Annotated in this window: 16 protein-coding genes and 3 pseudogenes; 11 read left to right on the forward strand and 8 right to left on the reverse strand. The window is 72.1% G+C overall.

The features are described 5' to 3' along the window. Nucleotides 1-118 precede the first annotated feature (118 nt). Nucleotides 119-1,303: a fatty acid desaturase family protein gene (locus VV01_RS18430; RefSeq protein WP_050671170.1), complete on the reverse strand. Its 1,185-nt coding sequence runs from the start codon at nt 1,301-1,303 to the stop codon at nt 119-121. A 158-nt stretch (nt 1,304-1,461) separates the two neighbouring features. Continuing rightward, complete coding sequence (locus VV01_RS18435; protein ID WP_050671171.1) at nt 1,462-2,568, reverse strand: ferredoxin reductase; 1,107 nt, start codon at nt 2,566-2,568, stop codon at nt 1,462-1,464. Between the two features lie 330 nt (nt 2,569-2,898). On the opposite strand from VV01_RS18435, the gene VV01_RS18440 reads away from it, so the two are divergent. Next, nucleotides 2,899-3,825: a PucR family transcriptional regulator gene (locus tag VV01_RS18440; protein ID WP_231635275.1), complete on the forward strand. Its 927-nt coding sequence runs from the start codon at nt 2,899-2,901 to the stop codon at nt 3,823-3,825. 272 nt (nt 3,826-4,097) lie between these two features. On the opposite strand, the gene VV01_RS18445 is transcribed toward VV01_RS18440, so the two are convergent. Next, entirely contained in the window at nt 4,098-4,973 is an 876-nt protein-coding gene (locus tag VV01_RS18445) for a mechanosensitive ion channel family protein (RefSeq protein ID WP_050671172.1), read from the reverse strand. A gap of 271 nt (nt 4,974-5,244) precedes the next feature. Between VV01_RS18445 and VV01_RS22915 the strand changes: the two are divergent. Then, nucleotides 5,245-5,514 (forward strand): annotated as a pseudogene (locus tag VV01_RS22915) (DUF4383 domain-containing protein); the annotation flags it as partial. A gap of 36 nt (nt 5,515-5,550) precedes the next feature. On the opposite strand, the gene VV01_RS18455 reads toward VV01_RS22915, so the two are convergent. Then, entirely contained in the window at nt 5,551-6,351 is an 801-nt protein-coding gene (locus tag VV01_RS18455) for a sigma-70 family RNA polymerase sigma factor (RefSeq protein ID WP_231635276.1), read from the reverse strand. 306 nt (nt 6,352-6,657) lie between these two features. Here VV01_RS18455 and VV01_RS24490 point away from each other — a divergent pair, with 306 nt between their 5' ends. The 4 genes and pseudogenes from VV01_RS24490 (at nt 6,658) to VV01_RS24000 (ending at nt 9,183) form a co-directional block, all read left to right on the forward strand. Next, nucleotides 6,658-7,356 carry a GAF and ANTAR domain-containing protein gene (locus tag VV01_RS24490; RefSeq protein WP_050671175.1) on the forward strand — a complete coding sequence of 233 codons (699 nt, stop codon included), beginning with the start codon at nt 6,658-6,660 and terminating at the stop codon, nt 7,354-7,356. Between the two features lie 45 nt (nt 7,357-7,401). Then, nucleotides 7,402-8,499 (forward strand): FUSC family protein, encoded by a 1,098-nt coding sequence (locus VV01_RS18465; protein WP_050671176.1) that lies wholly within the window; start codon nt 7,402-7,404, stop codon nt 8,497-8,499. A gap of 5 nt (nt 8,500-8,504) precedes the next feature. Next, a pseudogene (locus VV01_RS24810) lies at nt 8,505-8,642 on the forward strand (DNA topoisomerase IB); the annotation flags it as partial. Nucleotides 8,643-8,790: 148 nt separating this feature from the next. Next, a complete protein-coding gene (locus VV01_RS24000; protein WP_050671177.1) occupies nt 8,791-9,183 on the forward strand; it encodes a site-specific integrase in 393 nt (130 codons plus the stop codon). Here the strand turns inward: VV01_RS24000 and VV01_RS18475 are convergent. Continuing rightward, nucleotides 9,180-9,584, reverse strand: a complete 405-nt coding sequence (locus VV01_RS18475) for a ChaB family protein (protein ID WP_050671178.1) — start codon at nt 9,582-9,584, stop codon at nt 9,180-9,182. The two genes, VV01_RS24000 and VV01_RS18475, sit on opposite strands and share 4 nt — an antisense overlap. Nucleotides 9,585-9,654: 70 nt before the next feature. Further along, entirely contained in the window at nt 9,655-10,314 is a 660-nt protein-coding gene (locus tag VV01_RS18480) for a UdgX family uracil-DNA binding protein (RefSeq protein ID WP_050671179.1), read from the reverse strand. Between the two features lie 202 nt (nt 10,315-10,516). On the opposite strand from VV01_RS18480, the gene VV01_RS18485 reads away from it, so the two are divergent. From VV01_RS18485 to VV01_RS18500, 5 genes and pseudogenes are all read left to right on the forward strand, one after another. Beyond that, nucleotides 10,517-10,960 carry a hypothetical protein gene (locus VV01_RS18485; protein WP_050671180.1) on the forward strand — a complete coding sequence of 148 codons (444 nt, stop codon included), beginning with the start codon at nt 10,517-10,519 and terminating at the stop codon, nt 10,958-10,960. A 101-nt stretch (nt 10,961-11,061) separates the two neighbouring features. After that, nucleotides 11,062-11,169: pseudogene (locus tag VV01_RS24815) on the forward strand (hypothetical protein); the annotation flags it as partial. 133 nt (nt 11,170-11,302) lie between these two features. Then, entirely contained in the window at nt 11,303-12,187 is an 885-nt protein-coding gene (locus tag VV01_RS18490; protein ID WP_331456477.1) for an NRAMP family divalent metal transporter, read from the forward strand. A gap of 11 nt (nt 12,188-12,198) precedes the next feature. Beyond that, nucleotides 12,199-12,990 carry a hypothetical protein gene (locus tag VV01_RS18495; protein WP_157508921.1) on the forward strand — a complete coding sequence of 264 codons (792 nt, stop codon included), beginning with the start codon at nt 12,199-12,201 and terminating at the stop codon, nt 12,988-12,990. Then, nucleotides 12,987-13,886: a glycosyltransferase family 2 protein gene (locus VV01_RS18500; RefSeq protein WP_157508922.1), complete on the forward strand. Its 900-nt coding sequence runs from the start codon at nt 12,987-12,989 to the stop codon at nt 13,884-13,886. The genes VV01_RS18495 and VV01_RS18500 overlap by 4 nt, the downstream gene beginning before the upstream one ends. Here VV01_RS18500 and VV01_RS18505 read toward each other — a convergent pair. Beyond that, entirely contained in the window at nt 13,846-14,802 is a 957-nt protein-coding gene (locus tag VV01_RS18505) for a glycosyltransferase family 9 protein (RefSeq protein ID WP_050672023.1), read from the reverse strand. The genes VV01_RS18500 and VV01_RS18505 overlap by 41 nt on opposite strands. Beyond that, nucleotides 14,799-15,494 carry an SDR family oxidoreductase gene (locus tag VV01_RS18510; RefSeq protein WP_050671183.1) on the reverse strand — a complete coding sequence of 232 codons (696 nt, stop codon included), beginning with the start codon at nt 15,492-15,494 and terminating at the stop codon, nt 14,799-14,801. The genes VV01_RS18505 and VV01_RS18510 overlap by 4 nt, the downstream gene beginning before the upstream one ends. Between the last annotated feature and the right edge of the window lie 25 nt (nt 15,495-15,519).

Raw genomic sequence — 15,519 nt, forward strand, 5'->3', positions numbered from 1 at the left:
ACCCGAACCAGTCCCGCTCGTCCTGCTCGGTCCAGTCGTCGAAGTCGTCCGGGATCGTGACCTTGCCCGTGAGATCGCCGAACGTGACCGGCCGCACCCGCGACCCGCCGGGCATGCCTCAGGCGGCGCGCCCGTCGGCCACCGCAACGATCCGTGACGGCAGCGCGGTGGGCGCGACCGGCGTACGACGGCGCGGCCGGTGCAGCCTCGCGGCGAGGTGGTTGGGCAGCGACAGGCGGATGACCTTGCCCCACGCCGACGCGACCTGCCGGGGCAGCGAGCCCGAGGTGTACTGCAGGCCGTAGCGCTCGCAGATGTCGCGTACCTGGGGCGCGATCTCCTGGTAGCGGTTGCTCGGCAGGTCGGGGAACAAGTGGTGCTCGATCTGGTACGACAGGTTGCCCGTCGCGATGTGCATCGCCTTCGAGCCGCTGATGTTGGCCGAGCCGATCATCTGGCGCAGGTACCAGTCGCCGCGGGTCTCACCGTCGATCGACGTCTTGGTGAACGTCTCGACGCCCTCGGGGAAGTGGCCGCACATGATGACCGAGTGCGTCCACAGGTTGCGCGCGAGGTTGGCCGTGAAGTTGGCCGCGAGGGTGCGGCGGGCAGAGCCGGTCAGCAGCGCCAGACCCGGGTGGACGACGTAGTCCTTCGTGACCTGGGCTCGGATCTTGTTGAGCACCTTGGTCGCGTCACGCTTGAAGACCGCCTTGTCCTTGCGACCGGCGAAGTACTTGCCGAGCTCGAGGTCGTACGCCGCGATGCCGTACTCGAAGAAGCAGGCGTTGATGAAGTTCCAGGCAGGCTGGCCGAGGTAGAACGGCACCCACTTCTGGTCCTCGTCGACGCGCATGATGCCGTAGCCGAGGTCGTTGTCGCGGCCGAGCACGTTGGTGTAGGTGTGGTGCAGCTCGTTGTGGCTGTGCTTCCACAGGTCGGCCGGCGAGGCGTTGTCCCACTCCCAGGTGGTCGAGTGGATCTTCGGGTCACGCATCCAGTCCCACTGGCCGTGCATGACGTTGTGGCCGATCTCCATGTTCTCGAGCACCTTCGAGACGGTCAGGCCGACGGTGCCGACGACGAACGCCGGCTTCCACCGCGACGCGAGAAGCGTTGCCCGAGAAGCGATCTCGAGGCCGCGCTGGACCTTGATGACACGACGGATGTACGCCGTGTCTCGGGCCCCGCGGGTCTCGATCACGCTGGCGCGGACCGCGTCGAGCTCGCGGCCGAGGCTCTCGATGTCCTCGCGCGTCAGGTGCGCGATCGGGTTGTGGTCCTTCTTCTGCAGAGCAGTCATGGTGCGTCCTTTCGTCGTTCCCGCTGGTTGAGCCGGTCCGGAGCGCTAGCGGAGGACCGAGTCGAAACCAGGTGAGATCCGGGGAGACTCTCCCTTGTGTCACCTGGTTTCGACACGGGTCTCGGCTAGCGCCTCGACCCGGCTCAACCAGCGGATTGCTAGAGGTCGATGTCGCAGCGGCCGGCGGCCGCCGAGATGCAGGTCTGGACGAGGACGCCGTCACCGGGTGAGGCCGTGGTCACCTCGCCGGTACGCAGGTCGCGGACGGATCCTTCGCGCAGGGGCAGCACGCAGCCGAAGCAGATGCCCATGCGGCAGCCGGACGGCATGAGGACGCCGGCCTCCTCGCCAGCGTCGAGGATGGGGCTCGACCCGGAGCAGTCGACGTCACGGTCGAGTCCGGTGAAGTGCACCGTGCCGCCCTCACCCGTCGCGGCCAGCGCAGGGCGGAACTGCTCGATGGTGAGTCGGTCGGCGAGTTCGCTTGCGGCCCAATGGGATTCGAGTGCGTCGAGCATGGCGGCCGGGCCGCAGGCGAACGTCTCACGCTCGCGCCAGTCGGGCACGAGAGCGTCGAGCTCGGCGGTGTCGAGCATGCCGTGCACGTCGGTGTGCCTCTCCTGCAACGAGATCCGGCCGTCGGCGGCGAGCGCGCGCAGCTCGTCGGCGAAGATCACGTCCTCGGGTCGCGGCGCCGAGTGCAGCAGGACGACGTCATCGAGGCGGTCGACCGTGTGGCGCAGGATACCCATGACCGGCGTGATCCCGGAGCCGCCCGTGACGAGCAGCATCTTGCCGGGAAGCGTTGGAGGCAGTACGAACTCGCCGTCGGCCTGCTCCATCTGGACGACCTGGCCGACGCGGAGCGAGCGCACGAGGTGGGTGCTCACGGCGCCGCCGCTGATCGCCTTGACCGTGATCTCGACACAGCCGTCGGTGCGCGGACCCGACGTGATCGAGTACGCCCGCCACAGGCGTACGCCGTCGACGTCGACCCCGACCCGGAGGTACTGGCCGGGCACGTGACCACGCCAGCCGCGGCCGGGCCGGATCGTGACGGTCACGGCATCGGCGGTCTCGGGCGTGACGGCGACGACGCGGCCACGCAGCTGGGTGCGCGAGCGCAGCGGGTCGATCAGGTCGACGTAGTCCTCGGGCAGCAACGGCGTCGTGGCCGCCTTGACGACGGCGAACGCACGACGCCGCCACGGGGCCGGCGCGGCGGGCGGCGCAGCGGCCGTCGTACGGGCTGGGGCTGAGGTCATGACTCCAACCTGATGGCCTAGACGGCTAAGATCTTGCCCGGACGACGTGAACTCATCCCTCATCTTTGTGCGGAGCGAACAACATGACGACTCCGAGTGCGGCGACACCCCAGGGTCTCGACCTGCCCGCCGCTGTCGTCGATGCGCTGGGCGCGCAGCTGCCGGCGGTCGGTGAGCGCGTCGTGGCGGCCGTCATCGACGGCGTCCCGAGCTATGCGGGGGCGCTGGCCGGCGAGATGGGCGAGACGATCGAGCAGGCGGTCCGCGTCGCGCTCGGCGGGTTCCTGCGCCTGGCCGCCGCGGGGCCGGAAGGGCGATCCGGCGACGCCGGTGCGACCCGCCCTCGACGGTGCGTACGACCTGGGCCAGGGCGAGGCGCGCAGCGGGCGGACGATGGACGCGCTCCTCGCGGCGTACCGGGTCGGGGCGCGCGAGGCCTGGCGCGACCTGTCCGCCGTCGCCGTCGAACGCGGCCTCGACGCGTCGAGCCTGGCGCGGTTCGCCGAGCTTGTCTTCGCCTACATCGACGGGTTGTCGGCCGCCAGCGTCGCCGGGCACGCCGACGAGCTCGCCGCGGAGGGACGACTGCGCGAACGCCGCCGCGAACGGCTCGTCACCGCGCTGCTCGCCGGACGCGACGAGGAGACGCTCACGACGCTGGCCGAGCGCGCCGAGTGGACCCCGGCCGGCACCCTGACCGCGGTCCTGCTGCCGTCGGACCGGCTCAGCGCACTGATCAGTCGCATCGGCAGCGCCGTCCTGCGCGCTGCCGACGAGACGGTCGACGGCTCCTCCGTGCTCCTGGTGCCCGACGCCGGCGGCCCGGGGCGACGCCACCTGCTGCGGGCTCTGGAGGACCGGCCCGCGCTCGTCGGCCCGGCGCGGCCGTGGACTCAGGCGGCGGAGTCGTACGCGAGGGCGTTGCGCGCCTCGGAGTCCGGGCTGGCCACAGACGCGCCGGTCGACACCGACCGGCACCTGGCCGACCTGATCGTGCGCAGCGACCCGGCCGCACGCGCCGACCTGCGCGCGCAGGCGCTGGCGCCGCTGGCCGAGCACACCCCGGCCACCGCCGAGCGGCTGGCCGAGACGTTGCGGTCGTGGCTGCTGCACCAGGGCCGCCGCGACGCGGTGGCCGCCGACCTGCACGTGCACCCGCAGACCGTCCGCTACCGGATGGGTCAGATCCGCGAGGCGTACGGCGACCGGCTGGCCGACCCGGCCGTCGTCCGCGACCTGGTCGTCGCCCTCGGCTGAGAGGCCGCCGTGGCCGGGTCCTGGCATCGACCGTGGCGAGCGTTCCGCGGACGCACACGATGCGGCCCTGCTGTGCTCAGCCGTCGAGGGCCCTGGCCGTGAGATGCGCTGAGCACCGAAGAGATTCACGGCCAGGGCCCCGAGCCTCCGCCGCCGCTAGACGGGCCGACGACGGAGGGTTCGCGGGCGCGGGCGAGGGCCCGCGCGGACTCAGGACGGTCGGGCTCGGCGAGCGCTACGAGGCCTGCGCTCGACGTCCCGCCGGGTGACGCTCATGGGGTGCCACCTCCTCCGTCGGTGCGCCGCGACCCGGGGGCGGGCTGCTCCCAGTGGCCGGGGCCGGGCTGGGGGACCTGATGGGCGCCCTGGTCGTACGGCTGGTCGGGCCGCGCAGGCCCGTGGGCGGCGTGATCGGGACCGTCCTGCTGCCGCATGGTCGACATGGCCTGCTGGGCCTGCTGCCGCACTCCCGGCGCGGCCTGGACCTGCTGCCGGATCAGCGGCGCCTCCTGCTCAGCTCTCGACAGGTAGGACTCCCACCGGCTCTGCATCGGCTTGATGAGACCACCGCCGACGCCGACGACGAGCACACCGGCCAGCGTGGCCAGGACCGCGACCAGCACCGGCGTGGTGACCGCGGTGGCGACGTCGATCTGCTCCAGGGCGGCGATGACGCCGAGCCCGAGGATGAAGATGCTGGCGATGGTGGCCAGCACCCTCCCGTAGGACAGGCCGCCGAGGGTGTTCTGGATCAGCCCCTTGACCGCGACGGCGATCGCCGAGGCCACGATCACGATCACGATCGCGACGATCAGCTTGGGGATGAACGCGATCACGCTCGTCAGCAGCTCACTGATCGGATTGGGGCCGAACACCCCGAACGCCATCTGCAGCACGAACAGTGCGAGGGCGTAGTAGACGAGCTTGCTGACGACGTCACTGGCGTCGTACTGCGACTTCTCCAGTGCCTTCTTCACGCCGCCGCGCTCGACCGCCCGGTCGAACCCGACACGCTCGAGGACCTTGTCGAGGGCCTTTCCGATCATCTTCGCGATGATCAGCCCGATGATCAGGATGACCAGGAACGCCACCAGCTTCGGGACGAACTCCGCCACCGAGCTCCAGGCATCGTCCAGTGCGTCTGACATGACGCCACCTCCTTGTGGATGAGGCACCGCACCTACCCGTCGTCCCGAGAGCCGAAACGACACGAGCGGACGGTCGGGTGGCGTCGACCACGGCGGCGCCGACAGCGCCTGCCGCGTGCGGTTTGCCCGCTCCTGGCGCGGGTACCCCAGCCAACCTGAGGCAGCGACGACCCGGTCGCAGCCGACCACGACACCTGGAGATGAGTGACATGGTCAGAGCTACCCGAGATGCGAGGGACCGTACGACGATGACGCCGCTGCGCCTCGCAGCGCTGCCGGTGCACGTACCTACCTGCTGGGCGGCGGTGCGATCTACCTGGCGCTGTGGGCCTACGGGATGGTCATCGACCACGACAGCGCGGCCAACATCGTCCCGGTCAACGACGCCGACAGCTGGCTGCACCTCGGGCTCGGTGCCGGCATGATCGCGCTCAGCCTCCGGCCGGGCCGAGGAGACGTGCGCCGGATGGACCGCGGTTTCGTCACGCTCGACGACACCGGCCCGCACCAGGCGCACCGACCGCACGGCAATGCGTCCTGACCGGTCGCTGCCTGACGTCGTGGTGGCGACCTCCGCTCACCCAGCGACCGCAGCAGCACCGTCGTCGCCCATCTCGCGTCGGAGCCGACGCAGGACCGCGCCGAGCAGCCGCGAGACCTGCATCTGGCTCACCCCGATCCGTCGACCGATCTCGCGCTGGGTCAGGTTGTCCACGAAGCGCAGCCGCAGCAGCGTCCGCTCCCGGTCGCTGAGGCTCCGCAGGGCGGGACGCAGCGACACGACGGCCTCGACGTCGGCGAGGTCGTGCTCGGTGCGGTCGGAGGCCAAGGTCTCACCGAGCGGCACGGTCGTCGCCGGGCCCGGCGGGCGGTCCAGCGACACCGAGCGGTACTGGCCGTCGACCCGCTGGGCGTCGCGGACCACGGCGCGGTCCTCGCCCACCGCCTCGGAGATCTCGGCCACCGTGGGCTCGCGACCCAGTGTCTGCTCCAGCTCGGCACAGGCGACCCGGACGTCACGGTGCGTCTCCTGCAGGGCGCGCGGTGGGCGTACGGCCCATCCGTGGTCGCGGAAGTGACGTTTGATCTCACCGGTGATCGTGGGCACGGCGTACGCGAGGAAGCCCGGCCCCCGGTCGGGACGGTAACGCCGGGCGGCGAGGACGAGCCCGAGGAGCGCAACCTGTTCCAGGTCCTCCGGCTCGATGCCGCGATGGGCGAAACGACGGGCCAGGCTGATCGCGACGCGGCGGTGGCTGGTGACGACCTGCTCGCGCAGCTGGGCGGCACGGATCGGGTCGTCGTCCGCGACCGCCTCGGCGAGGAGTCGCTCGGCATCAGTGTCGGGTTCGAGGGCTGTGCGCATGAGAGCAGGCATGGGCATCTCGCAATCCGGAGATCAGGCTCATGCCAACCACGCTGCTCGAGCTGGCGTTGCTCTCATCAGGAGAGCACAGAGCCGACACCGGCACAAGGGGTGGAACGTCGAAGAGGGTGGACCGGCTCGCCCCTGTCAGACGAATCCCGTTGGCGCACAACACTTCTCAGCCGTGATCCACCCGGTGCGGGCAGTGTTCACAACGACGTCGAGCGGGCGTAGCCGCGTCAGCGCTTCCGTGGCACTCTGGTGCCGCGTCCTCCGTGGCGCGGTCGTGAGTCGTCCCTACCCGCACAGGAGGCCGTCATGTCCGACAACGCCCAGGCCAACGATGTGGCGGACCTCGCCGAAGACCTGCACGCGGCGCCGACATCGGTCACCACCGCCGAGCAGGTCGTGGCGTTCGCCTGCCGTGAGCTCGGCGCCGACTACGGCGGGGTCACGCTCGTACGCAAGGGCGGTCGGCTGGAGACGGTGGCGCCGAGCGACCCGATCGTCGCGCGTGCCGACGCGCTGCAGGTCGAGCTCGACGAAGGCCCCTGCCATGACAGCGCCGAGTTCCAGGACGCGTTCGTGACGCCGGACATGTCCCGCGAGACGCGGTGGCCCCGCTGGGCACCGCGCGCGGTCGAGCTCGGCATCCACGGCGCGCTCGCGAGCTCTCTCGCCGGCGTGGACGGACGCCGGGTCGGCTCGCTCAACCTGTTCTGGCGCGAACCCCACGCGATCACGTCCGACGACATCGCCTACGCGAGCATCTTCACCCGCCACGCCGCGATCGCCATCGAGTCGGCGCAGACCCAGGAAGGGCTGCGGACCGCGCTCGACGCACGCAAGCTGATCGGCCAGGCGCAGGGCATCCTGATGGAGCGGCACGGGCTCACCGGCGACCAGGCCTTCGACGTCCTGCGCCGCTACTCCCAGGACCACAACATCAAGCTGCGCGAGGTGGCCGAGCAGCTCGTCGAGACGCGCGCTCTGCCGGGTGACGGCAGCCACTCCTGATCCTGGTCCGTTTGCGCGGGCCCGCTCTCGGGTAACGAGCGCGCAGTGACCGGTACCCACGCCCTGACGACGCAGTACGCCGCGCTGCCGTCGGCCGCGCGCCGAGCGGTACGTCGCCCGCTGCTCGCCCTGGCCGTGAAGTCGGCTCTCGCGTCGGGCATCGCCTGGGCGATCGGCTCCCACCTGCCGTCGCCCGTCGGTCAGTACGCGTACTACGCGCCGCTGGGCGCCTTCACCGTCATGTACCTCACGGTCAGCGACTCGACCAAGGAGGCGCTGCGTACCCTCGCCGCGGTCGTCCTCGGCTCGGCCGTCGCCGTACCCGCGCTGCTGCTGGCGACGCCCAACGCCGTCACGGTCGCGCTGGTGATCGGCCTGGGCACCCTGCTGCGCGCCGTCCCACGGCTGGGCGACCAGAGCTCGTGGGTGCCCCTCGCAGCGCTGTTCGTGCTCACGGCCAGCGGCGGCGACACGGACGGGTTCGTGCTGTCGTACGTCTGCCAGATCGCGCTCGGCGCCGCGATCGGCCTCGTCGTGACCTACGTCGTCTTCCCTCCTCTGGCGTTGTACGACGTCGACCGGGCGATGGAGGACCTGCGGGTCACGCTCGTACGCCAGCTCGTCGCCGTCGCCGATGCCCTCGAGCGCCACGAGAGCCCGACCCTCGCCGAGTGGCGCGACATCCTGCGCGACCTGTCGTCGCCGCGCGAGCGTCTGCGCTACACCGTCGAACGGGCACGTCGAGCCCGTCGGGGCAACCCCCGCGCCCGGAGCAGGCGCTGGCAGCCCGTCGAGGACAGCACGATCCCGGCCGCTGAGGCGCTGGAGCGCGTGGCCTGGCTGGTCGAGGACCTGAGCATCGAGGTCATGGAGTTCGACCGGGCCGAGACCCCGGCCCTGCGGCGCAGCCCCACCACCGACCTGGCCGCAGCGGCCGCACGCGCGGCCGCCGGCGCGCTCGCCGAACCCGACTACATCGGGCCGCGCTCGCGCCGGACCGAGGCGATCGAGGCCGACATCGCCCGCCTCGTCGACCGGGCCGAGTCCGACCGCGACGACGGGCGCGAGCAGCGACAGCACGTCCTCGCCATCGCCCTCAACCTGCGTCGCGCGCTGCGGACGTTCGCGGGGCGCAACGAATGACCGGCATGCGGCACAGCAGTCCGGACGAACCCGGCCTGACGCGACGACGACGAGGACGCGGGTTCTCCTACGTCGACCCGTCGGGTACGCCGGTCGACGCGGCCGCTCGGCAACGTCTGGAGCAGCTCGCGATCCCGCCCGCATGGCGCGACGTGTGGATCTGCGCCGACCCGGACGCCCACCTGCTCGCGACCGGCGTCGACGACGCGGGCCGGACGCAGTACATCTACCACCCACGCTGGCGGGCGCAGCGCGACGCCGAGAAGTTCCGGCGGGTCGGGCGAGCACCTGATGCGGTTCCGGGAGGTCGACGGCGTGCACGACGTGACTGCGGACCTGGTGTCGACCCGGTTCGAGCACCTGGTCGGGCCGGAGTTCACCGTCAAGGACCTGCGCACCTGGGCGGCCACCGTGACCGCCGCCCAGTCCCTCGCCCGGAGCGGCGTCAGGACGGACGAGAGCGACGCGGCCGACGCGGCGATCCGCGATGCGGTCCGGGCCGCCGCGGACTCCCTGGGCGACACCGAGGCGGTCGCGCGCGACAGCTACGTCGACCCGCGGGTGCTGGAGGCGTACCGCCAGGGCCGCACCGTCCGCCCGACCTGCGACCGCTCCGGCGCGATGTCGTCCGCCGTACGACGCCGGGTCGAGCGCGAGCTCATCGCGCTGCTCGCGGGCGGTTAGGAGCGTGCCTTGCGCGACGCCTGGTCGTTCGCGCGCTGGATGGCCTCGACCAGCTCGTCCTTGGTCATGCTCGAACGGCCCGAGACCTTGAGGCGCTTGGCGACGTCGTACAGGTGCTCCCTGGACGCGTTGGCGTCGACGCCCTCGGCGGTCTCACCGTCCTGGCGGGCCGCGCGACCCGACTTCGCCGCCTGACGGTCACTCGGCCCCTTGCTGCTCTTGGCCTCCCAGTGGTCGCCGACCTTCTCGAAGCCGTGCTTGAGCGCTGCGAACGCCGTCCGGTGCGCGCGCTCACCCTCGCCGTACTCCTCGACGGCTGAGTCGTGTGCCTCCGACCAGGTCCGCTGCGCCTTCTCGGGCGAACGACGGATCGTGGCGGGCATCTCCTTCTCGGCGGGCATCGTGGGTCTCCTCTCCTGGGGGATGTCGTGGAGGCGCTACCCCCTGCCTGCGCGTTCATGCGCCGCTCCCTCAACCGTGGCCCAGGCCCTCGCGGACGCGGACCAGGTCGGCCACGAACGCGCGCAGGTCCGCGTCGCGGTCGCGCGAGCGCAGGACGGCCGACGGATGGACCGTGACGTGCACCCGGGCCGGCGGGTACGCGACCCTCGGCTCGTCGGGCCACTCCAGTGTCCGGCCGCGCGCCGCCGCCACGGTGAAGCGGCTGCCGTAGACCGCCTTGCCCGCCGTCGCACCGAGCACGACGACGGCCTCGGGGCGCACCAGGTCGATCTCGGTCTGCAGCCACGGCAGGCACGCCGACACCTGCCACCCGGCCGGCGACCGGTGCAGCCGACGTGTGCCGGGCGTCGGCATCGTGAACCGGAAGTGCTTCACCACGTTGGTGCGGTAGACCGACCCGGGCTCGATGTCGGCGCGCTCGAGAGCCTCGTCCAGCAGGCGGCCGGCGGGGCCCACGAAGGGGTGGCCCTGCCGGTCCTCCTGGTCGCCGGGCTGCTCGCCGATCAGCATGACCGGTGCGGGTACGGGACCGTCGCCCATCACGGCCTGCGTCGCGTCCTCGTACAGGTCACAGCCCCGGCACTGCTGCGCAGCCCGGCGAAGCCCAGCGTGGGTCGGACGGTCGGGCACCCACTGCTGCGCTCCCGGGCTGTCGGTGTGACTCCTCATGTGTCCTCCTCGCCACGGGGCTACCCGCGCGCGCCACGTTGAAGCGGTTTGGCCGCGGAACGCACGGGTACCGGACAGCCACGAGAGGTACGCCGTCGGCTCCGGAGGTGCGCGTGATCGAAGGGTGGCCACTGGCCATCGGCTGGCTGGAGCTGGTCGCGCTCGTCGGCCTGCTCGCGTTCGTCGTGCTGCGGAGACGGCGATGAGTCGCCGTGCCGGGCTCGTCGTCCTCACGGCGGTGCTGCTCACGGGCGGGTGCGTGACGCCCGCACCGGACTCCGGTGCCTTCCGGCAGAACGCCCGCGGAGCCGTCGAGTCGGGCATCTCCGAGACGAGCACCGCGGTCCTCGTCGTACGCCAGACGTTGCACGGCCGTCTGACCGGCCCGGTGAGTGACACCGCGCTGAGTGACGCCGAGGACGCGATGGGGCCCATCGAGGACAGCTTCGGCAAGGTGCAGCCGCCGCACGCCTCCGACGACGCACTGCGCGACCTCGTGGGCGGTCAGCTCGGCGACGCGGAGGACGCGATCGCCGATGCGCGGATCGCCACGCGCCGCGACGACGAGCCTGCTCTGCGCCAGGCCCTGAAGGACCTGACCGCGGCGCTGGCGGCGCTGCACAAGACCCAGGACGACCTCGGATGAAGCGGTTCCTCGGCCTCGCTCTCGGGGTGATGACCGCGATCGGCGGCTTCGTCGACATCGGCGACATCGTCACCTCGGCGGTCGTCGGCTCGCGGTTCGGCATGTCGTTGCTGTGGGTGATCGTGCTCGGCACCGTCTCGATCTGCGTCTTCGCCGAGATGAGCGGCCGGGTCGCCGCCGTGAGCGGGCGCGCGACGTTCGACCTGGTGCGTGAGCGGTTCGGACCGCGCGTCGGACTGGTCAACCTGATCGCGTCGACGGGCGTGACGCTGCTGACGTTCTGCGCCGGAGATCGGCGGTGTCGCGCTCGCCCTCCAGCTCGCGACCAGCGTCAACCCCTACCTGTGGATCCCGGTCGTCGCGGCGGCGCTGTGGCTGGTGTTCTGGCGGGTCAAGTTCGCCGTCCTGGAGAACGCGTTCGGGCTCGACGGCCTCGCGCTCATCGTCTTCGCGGTCGCCCTGTGGCAGCTGTCGCCCGACTGGGGCTCGCTGTGGCAGCAGGCGAGCGGGCCGACGATGCCTCGCGCCGAGGGCGCGGCCACCTACCTCTTCTACGCCGTCGCGATCTTCGGCGCGACGATGACGCCGTACGAGGTGTTCTTCTTCTCCTCCGGCGGCGTGGAGGAGAAGTGGTCGACCAAGGACCTCGGCACGATGCGCGCCAACGTGCTGCTTGGCTTCCCGCTGGGCGCCGCGCTGTCGGCGTCGATCATGGCGACCTCGACGGTGGTGCTGCTGCCGATGTCGGTCCAGGCCGACTCGCTCGCGCAGACCGTACTCCCCGTGGCGGTCGGGCTCGGCAAGCTGGGCGTCGCGGTCGCACTGCTCGGGTTCTTCGCCGCGACGTTCGGTGCGGCCTGTGAGACCGGGCTGTCGGTGGGCTACAGCGTGTGCCAGTACTTCGGGTGGCAGTGGGGCAAGTACGTCGAGCCGCTGCGGGCAGCGCGCTTCCACATGGTCCTGCTGATGTGCTGCATCGGCGGGGCGGGCACCCTGCTGACCACGGTCGACCCGATCATGCTGACGGAGTACTCGGTGGTGTTCAGCGCCCTCGCGCTGCCCCTGACCTACATCCCGATCCTCATCGTCGCCAACGACCGCACCTACATGGGCGAGCACGCCAACGGTCGCCTCGCCAACGTCCTGGCGACCGTCCTGCTCGTCCCGGTCCTCGCCGCGTCGCTCGCCGCGATCCCGCTCATCCTCCTCACGAAAGCCGGTCAGTGATGGACCACTCCGTGACGCAGGCCGACACGAGCGTCGTCATCCGGCTGCTCGACCACCAGCTGGTCGGACCCGAGGGCTGGCTGATCGGCAAGGTCGACGACCTGCTGCTGCGGACCGACGACGGCGGCCGGCTCCACGTGATCGCGGTGATCAGCGGGCCGGGCGCGCTGGCACGCCGCTACCCCGGGCTGCTGGGTCAGTGGTGGGGTGCCGTGTGGCGCCGCTTCAGCGCGCCGCCGACGCCGCGACCGGCCGTCGTACCCCTGACCGAGGTGACCGGCCTCGGCTCCGACGTCCGGGTGACTCAGGCGGCGCGTGACGTGCTCCTCGACTCGTTCGGGCTGGAGAACTGGCTGCGCGACCACGTCGTCTCGCGCATCCCCGGCGCGCGCGGTGACGCCCGGCCCGAACCGGCCACCGAGCCGCCGGCATGGGCGCTCGACGAGTGGTCCGCCGAGGGCGTCGACCCGCGGCGCGACGACGTGCACACCGTCGGCGACCTGCTGCAGATGTCGGTCGCCGACGAGCACGGTCGACCGCTCGGACGAGTGACCGACGTCCAGGCCAGCACGACCGACGCGGGCACCGACGTGCTCGGGCCCATGCGAGTCACCGGCCTGCTGGTCGGCTCACGCACCCTCGGGTCGACTCTCGGCTACAGCACGCCCGAGCTGTCCGGCCCGGCCGTCGTACGCCGGATCGTCACCGCCGTGCACCGGCACGCCCGGCCGGTCGGCTGGGACGACGTCGAGCGGGTCGAGTGGGACGCGGGTCGGATCGTGGTTCGCGAGCCGCGGCCGTGACGGCCCCGGAGCAGCGCGTCACGCTCGTCCTGCTGACCCACGACTGCGCCGACCGGCTCGCCCCGGTGCTGGAGCGGCTGATCGCGCACGGCGTGCCGTTGATCGTCGTCGACAACGGGTCGCGCGACCGGACGCCGCAGGTGCTCGCGGCGTACGACGTCCGTCGCGTGCTGCGGGCCGCAACATCGGCGCCGCGGCCCGCAACGACGGAGCGCGTCTGGCCGGGACGCCGTACGTCGCGTTCTGCGAACGACGAGTGGTACGCCGAAGGATCGTTGGCACGAGCCGCCGCCCTGCTCGACGCGCACCCGTCGCTGGGTCTCGTCAACGCCCGCATCGTCGTCGGTGAGCAGGAACGTCTCGACCCGATCAGCGCCGAGATGGAGCAGTCGCCGCTGCCCGACCACGACGGCATCCCGGGGCCGGTGCTGCTGGGGTTCATGGCCGGTGCCGTCGTCGTACGCCGTGCTGCGTTCCTGGAGGCGGGTGGCTACGACGCGCGGTTCTTCATCGGCGGTGAGGAGGAGACGCTCGCGGTCCCGCTCGCCCGCCTCGGCTGGCAGATGCGCTACAACCCGGCAGTCGTCGTGCACCATCACCCGAGCGGCGCGAGCGCCCCGCACCTGCGGCACTACGGCGTACGCAACACGGTGGTCACCGCGTGGCTGCACCGGCCGTGGCGCCGGGCGCTGTCGTGGACCTGGTTCGTCGCGCGCAGCACCCGCTCACGCTGGGCCGTGGTCCGTGGGCTCGCGATGGCTGCTGCGGCGGTCCCGTGGATCGTGCGTGAGCGGTCGGTCGTCGACCCGGAGCTGGACCGCCGGCTGGCGGTGCTGGAGGAGCGTCGTCGGGCCGCTACGACGACACGGCGGCGCGGCTCGACGGTCGCCGGGTGACCTGACCGAGCGCCTGCAGCACCTCGGGTACGCCGACCGCGTCGAGCCGCGGGTCGATGCAGATCGCGTGCGGGTCGGCGAGCGTCGGCACGTCCTCGCGCCAGAGCACGAGGTGCCGTGCGGTGTCGATGCTCGGACCCCACCGGACGGGGCTGGTCGGGCCGAACAGCGTGACCGACGGTGTCCCCAGTGCCGTCGCCAGGTGGGCGATGCCGGTGTCGGTGCTCAGGACGGCGGTGGCGCCGGCGACCTGAGCGGCGAGACCGCTGACGTCGAGCCGTCCGCACAGGTCATGGGCGCCGCGCAGCCCCTGAGTCACGTCGCGTCCCAGCCGGCGCTCGCCCCACGTGCCGGTCACGCGGACCTCGGTGTGCCGGGTGATCGCCCGGACGACCGCGTGCCACCGGTGCACCGGCCAGCGACGCGCGGCAGCCGAGGCGCCCGGGTGGATCAGCACGTACGGGCGCGCCGACGGGCGGGTGCGGACGGGCAGGCGCAGGTCCTGCGGCGAGCACGCCACACCGCTAGAACGCATCAGGAAGCACCAGCGGTCGACCTCGTGCAACCCGCCGGGCCAGGCCGGACCGCACGAGAAGCCCGCCGCGCCGTTGGCGAAGCCGATCATCCGGTGCGGACGCAGCGTCTGCAGGCGGCGATGGCTCTCCGGGCCGCGCCCATGCAGGTTGACCGCGACCTCGGGCGCCGGACCCGACCAGGCGAGGGCGGTCGACAGCCCTGCGATGGGCAGGACCCGGTCGACCACGCGGAGGTCGGCCAGCCAGCCACCGACGTCCTCGGGGCCTGCGAGGACGATCTCGTGCTCGGGCAGCAGCCTCCGCAGCCCCCGCAGCGCGGCCACTGCGGTCAAGGCGTCGCCGAGGCCGAGGGCGCGCAGCACCAGGGCGCGCCGTCTCATGGCCACGACGGCTCCTCCGAGGCCGTCATGACCAGCTCGCGCACCTCGGTGCCGGGCGGCTGGACCAGGACGCACATCGCGGTCTCGGCCACGTCGGCCGGGTCCATCAGCGGTGCGTCGTCCGCGGGGCGGTACTGCTCGTCCCGCCCGTCGAAGAAGTGCGTCCGCATCCCCGCGGGCACGAGCATGGTCACCCCGACCGTGCCGGCCAGCTCCATCGCCAGCGCCCGGGTGAAGCCCACGATCGCGTACTTGGAGGAGCAGTACGCCGTGGCGTCGCCCGCCGGGCGCAGCCCCAGCGAGGAACCCACGGTGATGACCCGGCCGTGACGCCGCTGCAGGTGAGGCAGGGCGGCCCGGATCACGGCGACGGTCCCGAAGAGGTTGACCGCCACGACGTGCTCCCACTGCTCGGCGGGCACCGTTCCGAGGCCGCCGCAGGCGTCGGTGCCGGCTGCGGTGATCACGGCGTCCGGCGGCCCGACGCGGTCGACGAGGCGCTCGACCGCCTGCTCTGCAGCGGCGCTGTCCGCGAGGTCGACCTGCTCGTACGGATGAGGGCTCTCAGGGGGCTGTCGGTCCAGGACGGCGGGCCGGCCGCCGCGCTTCTCGACGGCGGCGGCGAGCGCCGCGCCGAGCCCGCTCGCACCTCCGGTGACGTAGACGGTGCCGATGCTGGTCTCAGTGCTCATGAGTCTCCCTTCGGTCGGAGCACCA

This window comes from Luteipulveratus halotolerans (assembly GCF_001247745.1).
In the GTDB taxonomy this organism is placed as follows: domain Bacteria; phylum Actinomycetota; class Actinomycetes; order Actinomycetales; family Dermatophilaceae; genus Luteipulveratus; species Luteipulveratus halotolerans.

Excerpts from the sequence above, each read along its gene's own strand:
- VV01_RS18445 (WP_050671172.1), bottom strand. The coding sequence starts at position 4,973 with ATGTCAGACGCACTGGACGATGCCTGGAGCTCGGTGGCGGAGTTCGTC.
- VV01_RS18505 (WP_050672023.1), bottom strand. The coding sequence starts at position 14,802 with ATGAGACGGCGCGCCCTGGTGCTGCGCGCCCTCGGCCTCGGCGACGCC.
- VV01_RS18475 (WP_050671178.1), bottom strand. The coding sequence starts at position 9,584 with ATGCCCGCCGAGAAGGAGATGCCCGCCACGATCCGTCGTTCGCCCGAG.
- VV01_RS18480 (WP_050671179.1), bottom strand. The coding sequence starts at position 10,314 with ATGAGGAGTCACACCGACAGCCCGGGAGCGCAGCAGTGGGTGCCCGAC.
- VV01_RS18485 (WP_050671180.1), top strand. The coding sequence starts at position 10,517 with ATGAGTCGCCGTGCCGGGCTCGTCGTCCTCACGGCGGTGCTGCTCACG.
- VV01_RS18455 (WP_231635276.1), bottom strand. The coding sequence starts at position 6,351 with ATGCCTGCTCTCATGCGCACAGCCCTCGAACCCGACACTGATGCCGAG.
- VV01_RS24490 (WP_050671175.1), top strand. The coding sequence starts at position 6,658 with ATGTCCGACAACGCCCAGGCCAACGATGTGGCGGACCTCGCCGAAGAC.
- VV01_RS24000 (WP_050671177.1), top strand. The coding sequence starts at position 8,791 with ATGCGGTTCCGGGAGGTCGACGGCGTGCACGACGTGACTGCGGACCTG.
- VV01_RS18430 (WP_050671170.1), bottom strand. The coding sequence starts at position 1,303 with ATGACTGCTCTGCAGAAGAAGGACCACAACCCGATCGCGCACCTGACG.
- VV01_RS18435 (WP_050671171.1), bottom strand. The coding sequence starts at position 2,568 with ATGACCTCAGCCCCAGCCCGTACGACGGCCGCTGCGCCGCCCGCCGCG.
- VV01_RS18510 (WP_050671183.1), bottom strand. The coding sequence starts at position 15,494 with ATGAGCACTGAGACCAGCATCGGCACCGTCTACGTCACCGGAGGTGCG.